Below are 17,904 nucleotides of genomic sequence, written 5' to 3' on the forward strand. Positions count from 1 at the left end.
AAATCTAAAAAAATAAAAACTTCCAACATTACATTCGAAATGCCCGACGACGACGATTTTGATCAGTCGGTCGATAGGTTTATAAAAAACGACTTCAAAAACCGAACTGTATCAGCTATTTAAGAGAATTTTCGTATATATTTGTCGATATCAAATTTACGCCTAAGCCCCTTTTGGTTCATGTAGCGAATTTGTCCAAACACCTCACGCTCCATCCATGGCCTATCGTGTATACCAGCAATCGACCACATCACACCTGTATAACCATTAGGGTCGCCACCATCTAAGCTATATGTGTCATTAAATTGGTTCGTCCAATCGAGAGCGGTTTGTGGGTCTTTGGTCCATTCAAGTATTTTCTTTGCCCAGTACATTCGCATGTAGCCATGAATTTTGCCGGTTTGTAGCAGTTGGTTTTGCGCCGCATTCCATGCCTGGTCATGAGTTTGAGCTTTTTCAAGCTGTGTGTATGGGTATATGTGTTCCCGTGGATCATCTTGGTGTTTTTGCAGAGTGATCAAGGCCCACTTTTTTGCCCCGTCCAACTGGTCGTAGTCACTGTTGTAGTAGCAAAAATTATCAGCCAATTCTTTTCGAACTACCAGTTCTTCAAACAGGGCATCGGCTCCTGATCTTAACGGTTGGCTAAGGTCAGCCTTTGGCATTTTCTTCGAACTGTAAGCATGTAAGTCTAGATTAGATTGATCAAGGAGTTTTTTTAGCTCCAATACAACTCGCAAACTAGAAATTTGGCCGAAATGTAAATACGGACTAAGGTTAGTGAGTTTATTTAATGTTGGGTCGTTTCTTTTTGTCGCATAATCTTTAAGTTTCTTTTTTAAAAATATCTGTAGGGTTTCATGAGCAGCCGTTTCACCAGATGCAAACGGTGGACTGTACTGGTCGCCCAGCGATTTAGCTGTTATCGATTTCATGGCAGCATCTAGCGAATCGTTATGAAATTCTTCACTAGACTCCTCTTGTGTGGTAACTAGATCTGGCTCTTCAATAAATTCACCAAATTTAGAATGAATTTTGCCACGAATGGTGTGAGCAGCAAATTCTTGCTGGTCGCTTGTAATCCAAACTGGCACGACGTTATGAGTGTCGACTTCATAGCATGCTGCGTCGACGCTGTTCGCAACTTTTTTTCGGAGTGCTTGTGGCCCGCGCAAAGGATTAAAGTCAAAGTAAATAGCACCTGGTTTTATGTCTGATACAAGCTCTTCAATAGCCTGGCTTGGTTTACTTGCCATCCGTACAATAAATGGAATATTTAAAGCTTCGAGCTCGTCTTTAATGTGCGTTAAGCCTTCAAACATGAATTCATACTGCTGCAGTACGCGGTAGCCGGTTTTTGGATATACCATAAACGCAACAATTACAGATTGATCATTAGCCTGAGCATGTTTTTGAGCAGCGATAAGCGCATGGTTGTCTTGTACGCGCTGGTCGCGACTCATTATGTACAAGACTGGCTTTGCGGCATCTTGCTTTATTTCATTTAGTTTTCGGATTCGCCTAGTAAGTGCATCTTGAACCATAGCTTTATTCTACCGACGGATATAGCGACTGAGCGTATAGTTTTAATTCCTCTAGTAGATATTGCTGCTGATCAGTCGACTCTTTTTGTGCAAGTTCTAGTAGTTGTTTTTCAAGTTGCGGAAAGGTTTGCCAGGCGGCTCCGTCCTGCAGGAGTCGCTGTGCTCTAAATTGCTCCCATTGCTGGTGCTGAGCTTCGTTTAATTGATTTGGAAAGTTCCTGAACAAATACCGTTTTGCCAAGCTGGCGTATTTTTTATTTTCAAACAGCAGTTCACCCCACTGAGCTGGCTCTGTTGAGCGAACTCGCTCCAGCTCTCGCTTGTCGGCAGGGCTCGGAAAGCCGTCATACAACTGAGCGTCAACATCGGGCTCTGGCTGAAAGTCGTTGGCCGTAAATAAACTAATGACCTTTTTCTTAAAGTCATTTGTAAGCAATGCTGCATGTTTTTGAGCCACTGACTCGTCTAATTGAATTCTGGCTGCGACAGCAGTATTGAACCAGTCCATACTAGCAATAAACGGCGATTTATTGGTACCGATTTCTTTAATAGGCAGGCGTGTGTTTGCGTCGTCGAGGCTAATAAACCGCCTGTCTGCCAAATCTTGCTTGCTTAACTGTAAAAATTCCTGGGGGTTTACGCGCAGGTCATACACAATGTACTTATTGTTTTGTACTGGGTGCTTGCCAAGTACCGCCACTAAACTAGTGTTTAAAAACTTGTTCGCAAAACGACCAGTTGAGTGAACCAATATGCTATTTTTTTCAAGCGCCTCTTGTAGGACGCTGTTAGTCTTTTTTTTGTCTATTAGGCTGAATGCATAGCTATACAGTTCGGGCTGGCTTTGTTTGATTATTTTAGCCAAAGAAATGGTGGCGCGAACATCCACCAAGGCGTCGTGTGCTCCTTCGTGTTCGATATTGTTAATTTTAGTAATTTCTTCGAGCCGATTACTTGGCTCGCTGTCTACAAACGGCCAATCTAAGCCGTCTGGTCGCAGCGCTCGCATAGCGCGAACTAAATCAAGAATGTCCCAACGATTATTGCCGTTCGCATACTCACGTTCATAGGGGTCGTAAAGGTTGCGGTACAACATATAGCGCAGCATTTCATCGTCGAACCGAATTGTATTATAGCCACTGGTTATGGTGCCTGGTTTTATCAGTTCGCTGTAAATGCGTGCAATAAAGTCTTTTTCAATAAGACCGTCTTGTTGGGCTTTTTGGGGCGTTATGCCAGTAGTCAATATTGCACCTGGTTCCGGCAGCATGTCATTACGTGGCTTGGCGTAAATCATTAACGATTCGCCGATTTCGTTTAAATCTAAGTCGGTGCGGATGCCAGCAAACTGCGCAGCAGAAGAATATTTTGGGCTCAAACCCCATGTTTCTAAGTCGTACCAATACAATGTGTTCATATTCCAAAAGTATACCGCATGCACTAAAAAGCTAGTGCTTGTAGTAATGCAGTTAGTAGGTGTACATTTTAAAACATGGCAATGAGCAGACAATCTAGAGACGTGCTTCCATTAACCGACGGGCTAAATTTTGCCGAAATCGGATTAAAAGACCGTGCTGCAAATATTGCTCGAGAAGCTATAAAGCACACCCTTGTCCATTACTACGAAGCACAAGAATCAATCGACTTATTGGATTTGTGTATAAGAAAAGAACTTTTTCTTGGGGAGACCGAAGATTTTAGTTTAGCAGTCAGCGCTCGAGCGATCGAGAGCGACGAACTAGATGAATGTGCGACCGTTTTAAAAGCACTTGCACGATATCAAGCAGATTTGCTGGAACCTCGGTATGCCGGCATGGTAGCTATGACACATCTAGATATAACCGAACACTACCAGCAGATGTTAGCGCCTGCTGGTCGCAGCCCAGAGTCTCAGGCGACGGCTGTGAATAGAGCCGAAAAACTCCAAGCTCTACTTGCAAGCCCAGTTACGTAATTTGGTTAATTAACAATTTTCTTTTAAAGTAGCTCTGATGAAACTAATCGGAAATGTCACAACTGTAGTAGAAACTGGAAACGTAATATTAAGCGGCGAGTACGCTGATTTGGTTGCAGCTGCAGTTGAACGTACGCAACCGCCAACACTAGAAGAAATAACCGAAGACCGAAGAAATACTATACAGCAACTAGGGCGGGTCGCAGAGGAAAGCTGTGCTGTCTTAACCCCTGAAAGCATGTTAGTAGCAACTGACGCTGTACATGACTATAATGCCAACCTGCAAAGACTCCTCGATAATGTTCCGTGGCATCAAATCATAAAACACTTTCAAATAGGTCAACTATCGAGAAAACTCCAACAAGTTGGCAACGTAATGGAACGCTATACCAACAGAGATGTCACAGACAGCGAGCCAGCCTAAGCTGTTTCGTCGAAGTTAAAAACCTTGTCAGCCACATGAATATCTTGCGAGCCGTCGTAACCTAATTTTTCAAGTTCTTTAATTATGCCTTTTCGTTCAAAAATGTTGTATAGCCGCGTACGACCAAAATAGTCGTCTGCATTTGTCTTTAAAGCAAATCGCTCCATAGCTTTACCTTCGACAATAAATTTTTTGCGGTGTTTACGCACAAACCAGTCGTCCTTGGTTTCTTCGACTGTATACACTGGCATGTCCGGTTTTTCTGATTCTTCTTGTAGTTTAGTTTTTTCAAAATGCGCGGTTGCTGTTTGCTTCGCTAGCCGAAGAAGTTCCAACGTTCCCTTTTTAGCCACCGACGAAATTGCCAAGGTTTCACTGCTAAATTGTTTTTTAAGCTCAATTAATCTGTCGGGTTCAATTAAATCAATTTTAGTTAATACACTAACCACGGGCTTATCTTTAAGCAAATCACGCTTTGAAACTTCTTTTAAAATAGTTGCTTGGTCAGCTTTGGGGTCTTCGGCGCTGGCATCAATTAAGTGCACCAACACCCCAGTACGCTCAACATGGCGCAAAAACTCGTCGCCAAGCCCTTTGCCTTCGCTCGCACCTTCAATTAAACCGGGGATGTCTGCAATAACTAAACTGGTTTCGTCAAACTCTGCCACGCCTAGGTTGGGTACCAGAGTTGTAAACGGATAATCTGCAACTTTTGGCCGCGCAGCGCTCACGGTTTTCAGTAGCGTCGACTTACCTGCATTTGGTAGGCCTATCAAGCCGACATCGGCAACTAGTTTTAACTCTAGGGTGAGTTCTTTTTCTTCCCCTGGTGTTCCGAGCTCTGCAACCTGCGGGGCTTGCCGGGTGGAGCTTTTAAAGTGAGCGTTACCAAAACCACCTTCACCGCCTTTTGCAACAACTAGTTGTTGACCTTCTTCATATAGGTCGCCTAGAACCGTGTCGTCCTCTGTGACAACTGTTCCTACAGGTACGACTACAATCTTATCTTCGCCGCTTTTTCCGCGCTGTCGACGCTTTGCGCCGCTCTTACCGTGGTCGGCTTTAATTTTAGGGTCGTGCCTAAAATTAGCCAAGGTGTTGGTATTTTTTTGTGCTACAAAAACTACATTGCCACCATCTCCGCCGTCACCGCCATCAGGGCCACCACGATCCACATAAATCTCACGCCGAAAACTTTTGGCGCCATTCCCACCGTTACCGGCTTTTACAAATACTGTTGCTGTGTCTACAAACATGTTTAACAGTATAACTGTTAAACCCTAATAACTTTAGTGAATTTAAGAAAATAATTATTACCATTTTGTCTTGTTAAAACACCTAACCCAAAAACCGCTCGGCATATTGCTACTCCTTTATGCCTCTTTTCATAAATAACAATTGGTTGAGGGAGTAAACTGCGAGTGCTCGCTTCCGTGGTCCCTGCCTTACGACAGGTAAACTCACCGAGTGCAGGCTGTGGCCAATAAGATAAGTATTCTGTGGTTTTGCAAACCTTAAAAGAAGCCGATTTCTCGGCTTCTTTCTATATTCTATCTTCAATATTCAAGCTTCTAACGCAGGAAGTTCCAGTGACTCTGCACAGCAACCCAGTCATTAGTTACAGCTGCAACACCACGACCAGCGATACCGTTCATGTCTGAATATTTGATCATGCTGCCGTCTGAACTAACTGCCTCTACAACACCAACGTGTCCGGCACCATAGTTTTTGGTTTGAACAACTGCACCAACAGTAGGGGTTTTACTTACTGATACACCGGCACGGTTATCCCATGCTGATGCGTTACCACGGATCTTGTTAGCAACAGGGTTACCAAGATCAGCAGCACGTACGTCAGCCCACCATGTACATTGACCACCGTAGAACTTGTTAGGGCTCATACTCCACACGCTTCTACCGTTATATGTACCAGATGCAAGAACTGTGTAGTTACCGAAGTAGCCATAGCCAGTTCGTCCAACACCTGAATCAGTAGTGCTGGCGTTGTTAACAGCTGCGAAGTATCGTCGTACAGGTACAACAGGAGCTGGTTTTTCGCCGTCAGGAATAATAATAGTTTCACCAGCAACAAGGCCAGTTAACTCAGCGTCGTTAAAGGTAATAATTTCGTCAGCTTCAGCTTTGTATGTTTCGGCTAGCTTTTCAGCAGTATCGCCTTCTTTAACTTCGTACACAACACCGTTAACTGGGGGAATGGTAAGTTCTTTACCACTTGCAACAACATTACTTGTCATGTCGTTTGCCCACTTAATTGTGTCGGTTGAAACACCGTATTGTTCGGCAATATCGTCTAATGACTCACCGTTAGCAACAGTGTGCTTAGAAATGTCTTCGGTAGTTACGGCGTCGGTTTGTACAACCTGAGACTTAACAATGTGTGCAGTTTGGGCTTCATAACCAATTGACTCTTCGGTTTTAGCTTGTAGCTCTTCTGAGTCAGTACCAACAACATCGGCTAGTTCTGCAACCATTGCTGTAACGTATTGTTCGGTTATACCGTCAACAATCTCAACATTGGCGCTTTGAACGTCGGCGTTGAAAACAACCGGTTGTTCAGGAGTAGATGTGTTAGCAACAAGAAGACCAATCATACCACCAGCCAGCGTAAGCTTAGTGGCAACAGGAAGGGCTTTTTTACCAGCAGAAACAAGTCCAGAAATATACTTACTGGTTACTCTGTTTACTGATGTATTTGATTTCTTAGCTTTTGAGGTCTTTGATAATAATGTAATCTTATTATCTTTTGAATTGAATACGCGAAAATTTTTCGCAAGTACTTTGGTACTAATACCTCTGCTCCTTGGCCCGGTATCTCTACTGAGCCTACTACTTTGTCGCGTTATACGATTGCACGAGTCTTCGACCTTGTGATTAATTTCTTTGACTCTTATGCGACCTAGTAGGTCATCTAAGTAACTCTGCGTTAACTGCTAAGGGACAAATCTGAAACGTTCTTAGCCAGTTAGCTCCACCCGAGCACACTTGATGAACGAATAAATCTTACCATTACGCTCACCCCGGGTCAATAGGTTTTCACCCCTGTTATTGATCTGTTAAATGCGTTATTATGCAATACTTAAGCGTTTTGTGTCAAATATACAATTTAACAGATGTAGAATGAGCCTTTATTGCTACTTTTAAAAGTGTTGTAAAATTGTAGTTTTTACAGCTTACACAGTTCAATACAGTACTGATCAACGTCAGCTTGGTGCTCTTGGAAGGTGCGATTGAAGTAGGTATTACCGTCGTCTCCAGCTACAAAGTACAGAAAATCACCTTCTGCCGGGTCGGCTATAGCCTGTAGTGAACTGCGGCTAATTGCACCGATTGGCCCCGGAGGGAGCCCTGCATAAATTCGGGTGTTATATGGTGAATCGATCGAAACGCTGTCAGCAACACCCGCAAGCTGTGAGGCGTACCTAAATGTAGGGTCGGCCCCTAGCGGCATGCCAATTTCGAGCCGTCTTAAAAATACCTGTGCAACCTGTGGTCGATCACCACTAGCTGATGACACCTCTTGCTCGATAATAGACGCCAATATAATTGCTTCGTGTAGAGTTAACCCCTGTGACTCTATTCCAGCCCGTATAGCAGGGTCTTGTAAAACTTTAGCGGTTTCATCCAGTGCTAATCCCAATAACGCCTGTGGTGGCTGTAAATGGCCTGCAAGATAGGTGTCTGGGTATAAATAGCCTTCGAGCGTTGCGTCTTCTGGAGCATCTGCAAAAGCTGGGTGATCACTGTAATCAAGAGCCAGGGCTTGCTGAGCCTCGGCCTCGCTATAGCCAGCTGCAACAATTGCCGCTTCAACATCAAATATAGTAGAGGCCGGCACAATAGTTAGTTTTTTCTGTAACACCTTGCCTTCTACAAGACTAGAAAGTATCTCTTCCACAGATTGGCCGGAATTTAGCTCAAAAGCTCCCACTTGTAGCTTTAAATCGTTTTCAGCTTCAAAACGCAGATACCAGCGCATGGCATCGGCGCTGCGGATCAACCCCTGATCCTCCAGTTTAGTTGCCACTGCCGAAAACGTATCACCCTTTTCAACGATAAATATCTCGGTCTGGGGATTGTTATGGTCGACAGGCTCGAGGTCCGTTTTGTACGATGAGTACTGTGAATAGCCTACTACAGCCCCAATAATCGCCACTACAACAAACACCATTAGGGTAATTTTTAACCATTTACGTGGTTTTTTTGCTGGTTGGTCCGCTACAAATAGAGGTTTTTTCGATGAAAACACTGTGGCCTCCTAGGCTCTTTCTAAATAATCTTGCAGTATTATAGCCGCTGCCCACGCGTCTTTGTCGGCTTTTGTCGCGCCCTTGGCGTAAGCTCTTTCGGTCGAGCTGGTTTCGTCCTGGAAAACGGTCTGAATTGAATGCTTTTCCAATACTCGCTGAAAGTCACGCACAACCTTAGTTTGATCGGTGTCTTCAGCGCTTAAATTCCGCGGCAACCCCAAGACAACTGTCGAGATTTTTTCCTCATCAATAATTTTTTGTAGTTTTGTGACCGTTTCATCGTCATTGTCGATCGTACTCAGTGGATAGGCGATTTTTACTCCACTGCGAGCAATAGCCAGCCCAATATGTTTTAGCCCGTGGTCAATCCCTAATATGTTCACTCGGTGGGGTTCTCGGTTTCTGCGTCAGAAGAGGATTCATCCTGCTCAGCCTCATCTGTATCTGTTTGATCATCCTCTAAGCCAACTATTTCAATAGCTATGTTTATTTTGTCAGCACGTTTTGGCATGCCTGACGCCCAGAACGGTGACAACTCAATTTCGGCTTTTAAAATTCCGTCCAAGCCTTCGGCATAGCTAATTGCCTCGGTGTAGCCCAGTCCTTTAAGTTGTTCTTGAAGGGACGGAATGTCTATATTTGGCCCAGCAGTGGCCGTAACTTTTATTTGCATACTTGCGACCTCTGTAGAGACATCAAGGAGTGCGTAAATAACAGAATCAATTCCAGTATCAACCACTGTTTGTTGCTCGCTTAACTTAACCGTGACTTTATTGCTTAAAAATTCTTCGTACACCGACCGTTCAACGGCATACACCGAATAAACTGCCGTTCGCTTAATTGTGACGTTGTCGGCCTCGTCGCCAGGATTATGCGATACAACATCGTTTTCATTATCGGTAGAGATCGTTTTTTCCAGCAGCACAACATCACCTTCAAACTGAGTTGAAAGTTCATTGGTAAGTTCGCTTATGTCGTCATCTGTTAATTTGTCGCGGGCTGTTTGTATGTCGTCTTCGGTGACGGTGCGAATAATATCGTTAGTTCCACCGCTCATAGCGTCACCATTTATAAGGAGATTGTCGTTTTGGTCGGTGGAGAAATTGACAATTGTGTACGGGTCACCATCAAAATCATTGCTAGAAGTTCCGGCGATGTTGTAGTTGTCGCCGGCTTGTTCGGCAATAACCTCGACAGAAGCTGTTCCTGGCTCGTCGCAGGTAGCACTAAAAAAGACTACGTCAAAATCACCACCAGGCACCGTTACTTTTTTAGTAGTTTTATATATTAAGCCAGATGAATGTTGAATGCGTGTACCTGCAGACAAAGTGAACGAATTAGACTGCATGCAGTTTTCGATAGTGATTTCACCGGTAGCCTGCTCGCCTATGTTTTTTTCTCCAGTTGTTGGTGCGCTTACTTCTTGAGTGGCTTCTACCGACTTACGCTGAGCTGGAATTATGTTTGAGGTTAGATCAATTTCACTAACACTAGTAGAAAAGCGAACTTCTTCGTCCAAGATTATTGAGCTGGTTTGACCGCGAAGGCTAACCTGCGCTTCAGGTACGTTATTTACAGCCCACGCGCCGCCGCCAAAAATCAATACAATCGCCAATAATCCTAAAATCACTCGTTTTCTGAATTGCTCAAAATTAGGCAGTTGTTTCTCTTTTTTAATTGGCTTGAGTTTTTTAAATTTCTCTTTCAAAGACAGTTTTTCAGTTGTTTCTGTGTCGGCTTCGTCTATTTGTTCAACCTCTTCGTCATCTTGTTGGTCAGTTGCTCTGTTTTTCGCTGTTTTCTTAGGTGCTGCAGTACTGGCTTTTTCGCTAGTTGAAACAGTTTTTTCTTGTATCACTTCTTTTGACACTTCAACTTCACTGGCCTCAATCACATCACTTGGAAGGTCAACGCTATTTGTAGTCGCCGGAACCTCTGGTTGAGTTGTTAGATTTTTAGCAACATATACGCCCAAGCCACCCGCTAGATTACGCAATGTTTCATCGGTAGTTATAAGTACAAGTTGCTTCTTATTAGTTTCACTGGCTTTTTTAAGGAGCTTTAAGTTAACGACACTGGCCAGCATACTGGAACGTTTAGGTGGCACAAGGGCAACAATCTTACTCTTTGACTTCTTAAACTTAGAAATCGCAGAAGTAATGTCGTCTTCAATATCGAGATAAATTACATCTTTCATTTAAACCCTTAACAGTGCATTTAATTTGTCGCGCCACGTCTGATTAGTGTCTGTGGTCTGCAAAGTATCATACCCGATTTTCAGTAATCCCATAGCCGTAATCATGGTGTGGTCTTTTACTTGCCCAGTTGCATCAACAACATCAGTAACTTCATCTGGATTAATAAGCTTTACCACAGGTTGGCGCGTAAACGGCAGGTCATTGTGCCAATCTTGGCTATTGAGCCGCTTCAACAGAGGTTTGAGCCCGGCTCCACCACCACAAAGCAGTACTCGCGGTGGTAAATGATCTAAACTATCAAATTCACTTAATGCCAGCACCACGCCGTCAATCCACACATCCAACACTTGTTCGAGCGCTTCGTTGACTCTGTTAGCGGTTTTAGATTTTTCTTCTACCTGGTTACTGCGCAGCTTCATGGCTTCGGCTTTTTCAAAATCTATGTCAAATTCGTGGGCGATGGCATTAGTAAAGCTCCGTCCACCGATCCCAAACATTTTTGTACCCTCAACGCCGCCGTCGTTTACCACGGCAATGTCTGTAGTGCCGCCACCGACATCAATTAAAATCGCGCTAAAGTTGTTGTCTGCTTCGGACTTAGTTACTGATCGGGCCACAGCATACGGCTCAGCACTGAGCGACAATAATGCAAGATCAAGCTCGTCAGACACTCGTTCTAAAGCCCCAATATGAACCATCGGGGCAAAGGCCGTGAACAACTGAATGGCAACATCGCCGCCTTGAAACCCAATCGGGTTGGTCACTTTATAACCATCGACGTTTACATTTACCAACGCACTGTTGACTAAACGGATTTCTAACTCTTTATTGCCAGATTCCCACGCGAGTTGGGCCCGAGTCCGCGCTGCTGCTCGGTCACGGATTTTTTGCATTATGCCTTCAAGTTCTTCAATTTCTAGGGCAGTCTTAGCATCTTTTCGCCGGTATTTAATAGTAGTGGTGCCACCTTTAACAAGCTCACCAGCAAGACCCAGCACCGCACTACGCGGACTAGCCTCGGCCATATCTTCGGCTTTTTGTAGGGCTTTTTCGCAGTTTTCTACAACTCCAGCAATATCGGCAATCGCTCCACTATGCATGTCGCTAAGTTTTTGGTGCTGTCGACCAACACCAACTACCTCAATGCGGTCGTCTTCGACTTTACCAATAAGAGCTTTCACAAACTCAGTACCGACGTCTAAGGCAACGATGTATTCGTGTGTATCTTCGGTTTTTTTACCAACAACAGATTTAACTTTATTAAGCATATACGGATTTAATTGTAACGCTTATTTCGTTTAGGAGCTAGCAACAAAAAACCTTTTACGTACCCCAACAAGCAATGCTAGAATAAGCCTGTTACTAAAAAACAAAAAATGCCAAACATTAAAACACTTTTTTTTACATCTGCGTTTATTGCTGTGTCTGTACTGGGCCTAGCTCACACCTTTAATAACACCGGTCATTCGGTGGTTAGTTGTGACGTCGTTGTTACTACCAGTGATGATTTAGATGCCTTGGCAGATGCAAACCCAGAGAATACGGTGTTTTGTATCGAAGCCGGCATCCACTACGAGACTTCTGTTACTCCTAAAAGTGGCCAACAATTTATTGGAGACTATGGGGCTGTACTGTCCGGGGCGCGGGTATTAGACCCTGTTGCTGCCATAGATACCTCCGGTGTGGGTTCTGGCCCATGGTATTGGACGGGTCAAACCCAAGCTGGCATGCAGCATGGAAGCATAAAAAGCGGCGGTAATCCCATGGACCGCTATCCTGAAGACGTTTTTGTCGACAACACTACGTGGCTGACCCAAGTCGACTCGCTTGCTAATTTAGACCAAAGCGGTGAATGGTACTTTGATTATGCCGCTGACCGAATATACCTTTATGATGATCCTTCTAGCTTTAGCCTGATTGAAACCAGCGTTGAAGATACTGCAATCGCCCCTGTTTGGTGGGAGTACGCCGATGCTTCAGAGTTCCCAGATGACGTGGTTGTTGACAACCTAGTTATCGAAAAATACGCCAACCCAGCGCAATTCGGTGCTATTGGAGCTCAGTCGTATGGACCAGCCGGAAACGGAAGTGATAGCTGGCAAATTCGTAATGTTGAAAGCCGCTATAACCACGGCTGCGGTATTCGAATTGTTAACGGCGGCTTGTTAGAAAATAGCTCTATTCACAATAATGGACAAATTGGAGTCTGTGGCAGCGGTGAAAGTGACGAAGGTGCCATGCCGATGACAATGCGTAATAATAACGTGTTCGAAAACCTCGTGCTTGATTTTAGCTGGGGCTGGGAGGGTGGCGCTATGAAATTTAGCCTTACCGACGGCATGACAGTTGAAAACAACTGGGTGCACGACAACGCTGGCCCTGGCATTTGGTATGACATCAATAACTACAATGCAGTCATCGAATCGAACCTGGTTGAAGACAACGAAGAACAAGGCATATTCTACGAAATCTCTTATGGCCCAGCTTTAATAACCTGTAACCAGTCCCTTAATAACGGTGTCGGTGCTATAGGCGACAACGGAGCTGGAGTATTTATTAGTAGCTCCGACGGTGACAGCGGTGAAATTGTTATTAGGGACAACCTTATTGATGGCAATAAGTGGGGCATTCTTATGCACAGCGAATTGCTTAATAACGGTCGCTACGACGATTTAAATGGCAACGGCTCAAGAGACCCTGGTGAACCATATTACGAAGTTGATAAGCTCAATATTCAGAACAACGAAATTGGCGCAGTTAATGACTACTGGTTGATTCACCTGCGGACTAATCAAACCTCTATAGCTACCGGACAACCAACAACCTACACCATAGATAATAATGTTTATTACACCGACGAGGGCGGGGCTGGGGCAGGCTCTAGTGATGACGACTGGCTGTTTAGATACAACACCGAGCCAGATTCTTCCAACCCCCTAAATTTTTATAATTTTGTCGAATGGCAAACGAACACCGAAGAATACGGTGGCTTTGATGCTAATAGCACCAACCTAGACTCAGACCTTCAAAGCCCAAGTTTACCGGCTAGCTGCCTAAGTCCATTTACGCCGTCTACCTATGGACCTGTAAACACTAATCCAACTGTTGCCATTAGTTCACCTGCAAATGGCTCAACCGTAACAGACACTGTTACGGTTAGTGCAACTGCCGATGACGATTTTCAAATCGACCGAGTAGAGTTCACTTTCGACGGCAGCTTGATTGCTACAGACACCGCGGCGCCATACTCATTCGACCTAAACACCACGTTGTATGCAGACGGCAGCTACCCACTCCAGGCCGAAGTCTTTGACAGTTTAGGTAACAGTACGACCGACTCTATATCTATGACGATTGCGAATGCCGACACTACCGATCCGACCGTCAGCATCACCAGCCCCAACAATAACGCCAAACTAACCACGACTACGTCTATAACAGCTAATGCCAGTGACGATGTGGCTGTAGACCGGGTTGAGTTTACAATAAATGGTTCGCTTCTAGCCTCAGACACGACTGCTCCGTATTCTGCCAGCTTGAATCCAGCTAACTACAACAACATCAATTACACCCTAACTGCTACGGCTTATGACAGTTCTGGCAATTCAAGCGTTGACGCAATTACTGTACAAATCGCCAACGTAACTGCAGGCGACGACGAGGAACAAGATTCTAATAACAACAGTGGCGACACAAGCAGTGACCAGCCAACCAATAGCGATGACGAATCAGAAAATACAGACGAAACAGAAGCCGACCAATCTGATGCCAGCGAACTCCAAGACGAAACCACGCCAGCTACACCTGTGGACCAACCATTCAATAACAGTCCGTCACCATCACCTAATCAACAAAATGTAGAACCAGAAGAACCAGCCACCTTTCTTGGTATAGAGCTAACCCCACCGATTATTATTAGCTTCACAGCTGTACCAATAACACTCGGTGTTGTTGGGCTCTTTATCCGCCGGATTATATTACCCTAGTAGTAGAACTTGTTTTTTCTGGGTAATATCGAGCGGTAGTCTGTGGTCCCAGTACTCTTGTATCAAGACTTTTTGTTGAAGAAACTATATGTAAGTTACTTCTATTTGCATAAGATCCAACATACAACCCTAGTGCTACGACAAATTCTTTAGAGAACGCTGGAAAACACGGGTCAATAACCACGCCATCTTCTGTTTCTGCCCAGACATGTTGATGATCATAAAACGATATATTCCCTATCTCCACAGTACCTCTTTTTTGCACAGCCAATACACCTGCGTTGCCCATGAGTTTAATTACTTCAGGAACTACCGCTCTGGATCTAAACACGCTCAGCCCCCCGTCGCTGAGTTCATGCTCAAGATATTCAGTAACCTCTCGTGGTTGACCAGAAGCTATGGCCTCAACACTCATCGTAGGACTGCTTTTATTCTCCGCACCCCAGCAGACGAACTCTGCTCTTTAGTAATTTTAAATACCTTACCGTCTTCTGCTAGCTGCCCCGTATGTTCTACATGTGGACCGCCGCAAATTTCAAAACTATAGGCTTTTCCTGATTGGTCTTTCATTGAATACACCTTAACAGTGTCGCCATATTTGTCGCCAAATGCTCCGTATGCGCCCTGTGCGATTGCTTCGTCGGTTGGCAGCTCTTCAAAACTAACGTCTAAATCCATGGCAATTTTTTCGTTCACAAAGTCTTCGACTTGTTTAATCTGTTCAGGGGTCATTTTTTCTGGGTGCTCAAAATCAAATCGCATGCGCTCACCGGTGATGTTGCTGCCTCGTTGCAAAACATGATCACCCAATACTTCGCGCAGCGCACGGTATGTTAAGTGCGTAGCGGTGTGATATTTTTTATGAATTACATCATCACCGCCAAGCCCACCTTTGAACTGGCCTTTAGTGGCTGTGCGAGACCGGTCTTTTTGCTCTTTCATTAGTTGCTCAAATTCTTTCTGCCAGTTTTCTGCTACTTCAATTTCCTGATTTTGGGCTTCTTCAAGACTCAACTCCACAGGAAAACCATAGGTGTCATACAACTTAAATGCTACTTCGCCGTTAAAACCATCTGTACTTAGTTTTTTTAGCTCTTTCACACCTTTGCGAAGGGTCTGCCGAAACGTAGTTTCTTCTTTCGTGAGCCCAGCTAGAACCGCGTCTTTTCTATCGGTGAATTCGCTAAAGTCTGCTTCGTAAACCTCAAACACCGTCGGCAGTATGTTCTGCATAAGATCTCGCTCTATGCCAAGCTCCAAGGCAAAGCGAATTGCTCGTCTACACAAACGTCGAACCACATAGCCTTGTTCGTTGTTACTTGGCATGGTTCCATCCACCGCAAGCCAGGTAGCAGCTCGCAAGTGGTCAGCAATAACCCGCATTGGCTGTTTGTTATCGCTATAGGTTCTACCAGACATTTTTTCGATCTGCTCAATAATCGGCTTAAGTAGACTTATTTCAAATACATCAGGATTGTCTAATACCGCTGCAGTAATCCGTTCCAATCCAGAACCATGATCGATATTTTTGTTGGCAAGTGGCTCTACGCCGTCTTTGGTTTTACGGTAAGCCATAAAAACATTATTACCCAGTTCAAAAAACCGTTGGCTATCACTGGCTGGGTGCGGTTTACCCCATACTGATTCGTCGTGATATTGCTCGCCAAAATCAAAAAACATTTCGCTGTCTGGGCCGCATGGGTCACCAATAGGCGTATTTTCTTCGTTGCCACCACGACTCCACCAGTTTTCGTTTCCGTCGTATAAGAATATTCGGCCACCCTGCATGCCAACTTTGTCGCCGTTTTCGGCACTGCCAATCTCTACAACTTTTGCGTCTATGCCGCGTTTGGCAAATTCTGCTTTCCACAACTCTATTGCTTCATCGTCGCGGGGTATACCCAGCTTTTCATTACCTATGTAACAGCTGACGTAAAAGCGATTAATATCAAGGCCAATCTCGTCAAAAAAGAATTCACTTATCCATTCAATCTGCTCTTTTTTAAAGTATTCACCCAACGACCAGTTGCCGAGCATTTCAAAAAAGGTAGTATGGCTGTCGTCGCCAACTTCGTCGATGTCTTCTGCGCGCAAACAGGTTTGGCTGTCTACCAACTTGGTACCACTTGGGTGTTCCTCACCTAATAGGTAGGGAACCAATGGTTGCATGCCGCTGCCAGTAAACAGTGTCGTGGCATCTTCATGTGGCACTAAATTAGCCCGTGGAATCACTGTATGGCCACGTTGCTTAAAAAACTCCAAATATTTTCGTCTAATTTCTTGTGCAGTCATGGAGGGAATTGTAACAGATTACACCCTTTGAAAAAATGACCCTCTGTGTTGTTTTATTTTATGCTTAATCGAATTATTTGATCACTACCACCACCGTTGTCGGTGGTTATGTAAATATCTTGGTTTGGCGCCTGCACAACAGACCGCACCCGACCAATGTCATCAAGGACTTCAAATTCTTGAGCCACACTCCTTGCGTCATCGTTAAATAATAAGGCCCGAACATGCTGGTCTTTTTGAACTGCCAGCAGCACCGCGCCATTCAACAAGCCCCACTGCTCACCTTCAATAAATTCTGCTCCACTTACAGCAATAGTAGGGTCGCCAGACAACCATACAGCCTCAATAGCGTTAGGGTAGCTATCGAGATCAGTCATAGGAGTGCCAGACTCTGTGTAGCCAGGTACCGGGTCCCAGCCAAAATTGCCTGTCGCTAACATGTTTAGTTCGTCGTCAACATCGCTGCCGTGCTCGGCGCTATAACCAAATCCATCGCCGCCAAGGGCAAGTCCTTGAACATTCCGGTGGCCAAAGCTAAAAATTCGCTCATCAAACTCGCCGCCTATATTTCCTTCAATACCGCTGCCGTCTCTGTCGACGCGCAATACCTTTCCGCCTAAACTTCGCGGGTTTTGTGGAGTGGTACCAATAGCGGCATCGCCGGTGCCAACCCACACAACACCACCGGTATCAACCCGAACTCTACAGCCACTATGTCGCCCCGGGAAGGTTGATAAATTATACGGAATCCCAGTAATTATGTCGGTGCGATCAATTAAACTATTTGCGTCTTGAGCTACCTGCCATCGAACAACGCGTACGTCCGGCTGGCTGTCACTGTTTGAAGCAAAGCAGGCATATAAAAATCTGTTAGTCTCAAAGTCTGAGTCAAGCGCCAGTCCCATCATGCCTGCCTCACCTTCAACTCGCGCATCCAGCGGAGCTGCGATTACCTTTCGCTTACCATTCACTAACCGCGATATTGTGCCGCCTTTTTCGGTAAAGAAAACCTCCCCTGCTGCCGACACCGCTACATCCCACGGTTTGGTCAAGTTATCAACCAAGGTTATTCGACTAAATTCCGGCAAGGTGCCATTGGCTAAAACTGAAATATTTTCTTTGGTCGCAAGATTTGGCTCAGGTGCCTCAACCACATTCTCATTTACAAGGTAGGTAAAGCTGGCAACTCCGGCTACAACAGTTGCGGCTACAAAAATATAGGCTATGAGCTTTCTCAT

General features: G+C 44.8%; 14 protein-coding genes. 3 read left to right on the forward strand and 11 right to left on the reverse strand.

What is annotated here, in order from left to right:
* Positions 1–119 precede the first annotated feature (119 nt).
* Complete coding sequence (locus tag EYO12_02460; GenBank protein HIA91956.1) at positions 120–1,544, reverse strand: deoxyribodipyrimidine photolyase; 1,425 nt, start codon at positions 1,542–1,544, stop codon at positions 120–122.
* 4 nt (positions 1,545–1,548) lie between these two features.
* A complete protein-coding gene (sbcB, locus tag EYO12_02465) occupies positions 1,549–2,961 on the reverse strand; it encodes an exodeoxyribonuclease I (GenBank protein HIA91957.1) in 1,413 nt (470 codons plus the stop codon).
* Between the two features lie 75 nt (positions 2,962–3,036).
* Between sbcB and EYO12_02470 the strand changes: the two genes are divergently transcribed.
* Both EYO12_02470 and EYO12_02475 read left to right on the forward strand, forming a co-directional pair.
* Positions 3,037–3,498, forward strand: coding sequence for a hypothetical protein (locus tag EYO12_02470; protein HIA91958.1), 462 nt, complete (start codon positions 3,037–3,039; stop codon positions 3,496–3,498).
* Between the two features lie 37 nt (positions 3,499–3,535).
* Positions 3,536–3,922, forward strand: a complete 387-nt coding sequence (locus tag EYO12_02475; GenBank protein ID HIA91959.1) for a hypothetical protein — start codon at positions 3,536–3,538, stop codon at positions 3,920–3,922.
* Here EYO12_02475 and obgE read toward each other — a convergent pair.
* The 6 genes from obgE to EYO12_02505 all read right to left on the reverse strand — a co-directional run bounded on the left by obgE (position 3,919) and on the right by EYO12_02505 (position 11,656).
* On the reverse strand, positions 3,919–5,178 hold the full coding sequence (gene obgE / locus EYO12_02480) for a GTPase ObgE (protein HIA91960.1): 1,260 nt from the start codon (positions 5,176–5,178) through the stop codon (positions 3,919–3,921). The genes EYO12_02475 and obgE overlap by 4 nt on opposite strands.
* Positions 5,179–5,493: 315 nt before the next feature.
* Positions 5,494–6,534 (reverse strand): LysM peptidoglycan-binding domain-containing protein, encoded by a 1,041-nt coding sequence (locus EYO12_02485; protein ID HIA91961.1) that lies wholly within the window; start codon positions 6,532–6,534, stop codon positions 5,494–5,496.
* 572 nt (positions 6,535–7,106) lie between these two features.
* Positions 7,107–8,189 carry an endolytic transglycosylase MltG gene (gene mltG / locus EYO12_02490; protein ID HIA91962.1) on the reverse strand — a complete coding sequence of 361 codons (1,083 nt, stop codon included), beginning with the start codon at positions 8,187–8,189 and terminating at the stop codon, positions 7,107–7,109.
* A gap of 9 nt (positions 8,190–8,198) precedes the next feature.
* Positions 8,199–8,573 carry a Holliday junction resolvase RuvX gene (gene ruvX, locus EYO12_02495; GenBank protein HIA91963.1) on the reverse strand — a complete coding sequence of 125 codons (375 nt, stop codon included), beginning with the start codon at positions 8,571–8,573 and terminating at the stop codon, positions 8,199–8,201.
* Positions 8,570–10,387, reverse strand: a complete 1,818-nt coding sequence (locus EYO12_02500; protein ID HIA91964.1) for a hypothetical protein — start codon at positions 10,385–10,387, stop codon at positions 8,570–8,572. The genes ruvX and EYO12_02500 overlap by 4 nt, the downstream gene beginning before the upstream one ends.
* Positions 10,388–11,656 carry a hypothetical protein gene (locus EYO12_02505; protein ID HIA91965.1) on the reverse strand — a complete coding sequence of 423 codons (1,269 nt, stop codon included), beginning with the start codon at positions 11,654–11,656 and terminating at the stop codon, positions 10,388–10,390.
* A 108-nt stretch (positions 11,657–11,764) separates the two neighbouring features.
* Between EYO12_02505 and EYO12_02510 the strand changes: the two genes are divergently transcribed.
* A complete protein-coding gene (locus tag EYO12_02510) occupies positions 11,765–14,374 on the forward strand; it encodes a hypothetical protein (GenBank protein ID HIA91966.1) in 2,610 nt (869 codons plus the stop codon).
* Here EYO12_02510 and EYO12_02515 read toward each other — a convergent pair.
* From EYO12_02515 to EYO12_02525, 3 genes are read right to left on the reverse strand one after another with little or no spacing between them, the layout of a single operon-like run.
* Complete coding sequence (locus EYO12_02515; GenBank protein ID HIA91967.1) at positions 14,361–14,789, reverse strand: hypothetical protein; 429 nt, start codon at positions 14,787–14,789, stop codon at positions 14,361–14,363. The two genes, EYO12_02510 and EYO12_02515, sit on opposite strands and share 14 nt — an antisense overlap.
* Positions 14,786–16,666: an alanine--tRNA ligase gene (locus EYO12_02520; GenBank protein ID HIA91968.1), complete on the reverse strand. Its 1,881-nt coding sequence runs from the start codon at positions 16,664–16,666 to the stop codon at positions 14,786–14,788. The genes EYO12_02515 and EYO12_02520 overlap by 4 nt, the downstream gene beginning before the upstream one ends.
* Positions 16,667–16,719: 53 nt before the next feature.
* Positions 16,720–17,904, reverse strand: coding sequence for a PQQ-dependent sugar dehydrogenase (locus tag EYO12_02525; GenBank protein HIA91969.1), 1,185 nt, complete (start codon positions 17,902–17,904; stop codon positions 16,720–16,722).

This window comes from Candidatus Saccharibacteria bacterium (assembly GCA_012965045.1).
In the GTDB taxonomy this organism is placed as follows: Bacteria; Patescibacteriota; Saccharimonadia; order Saccharimonadales; family DTSZ01; genus DTSZ01.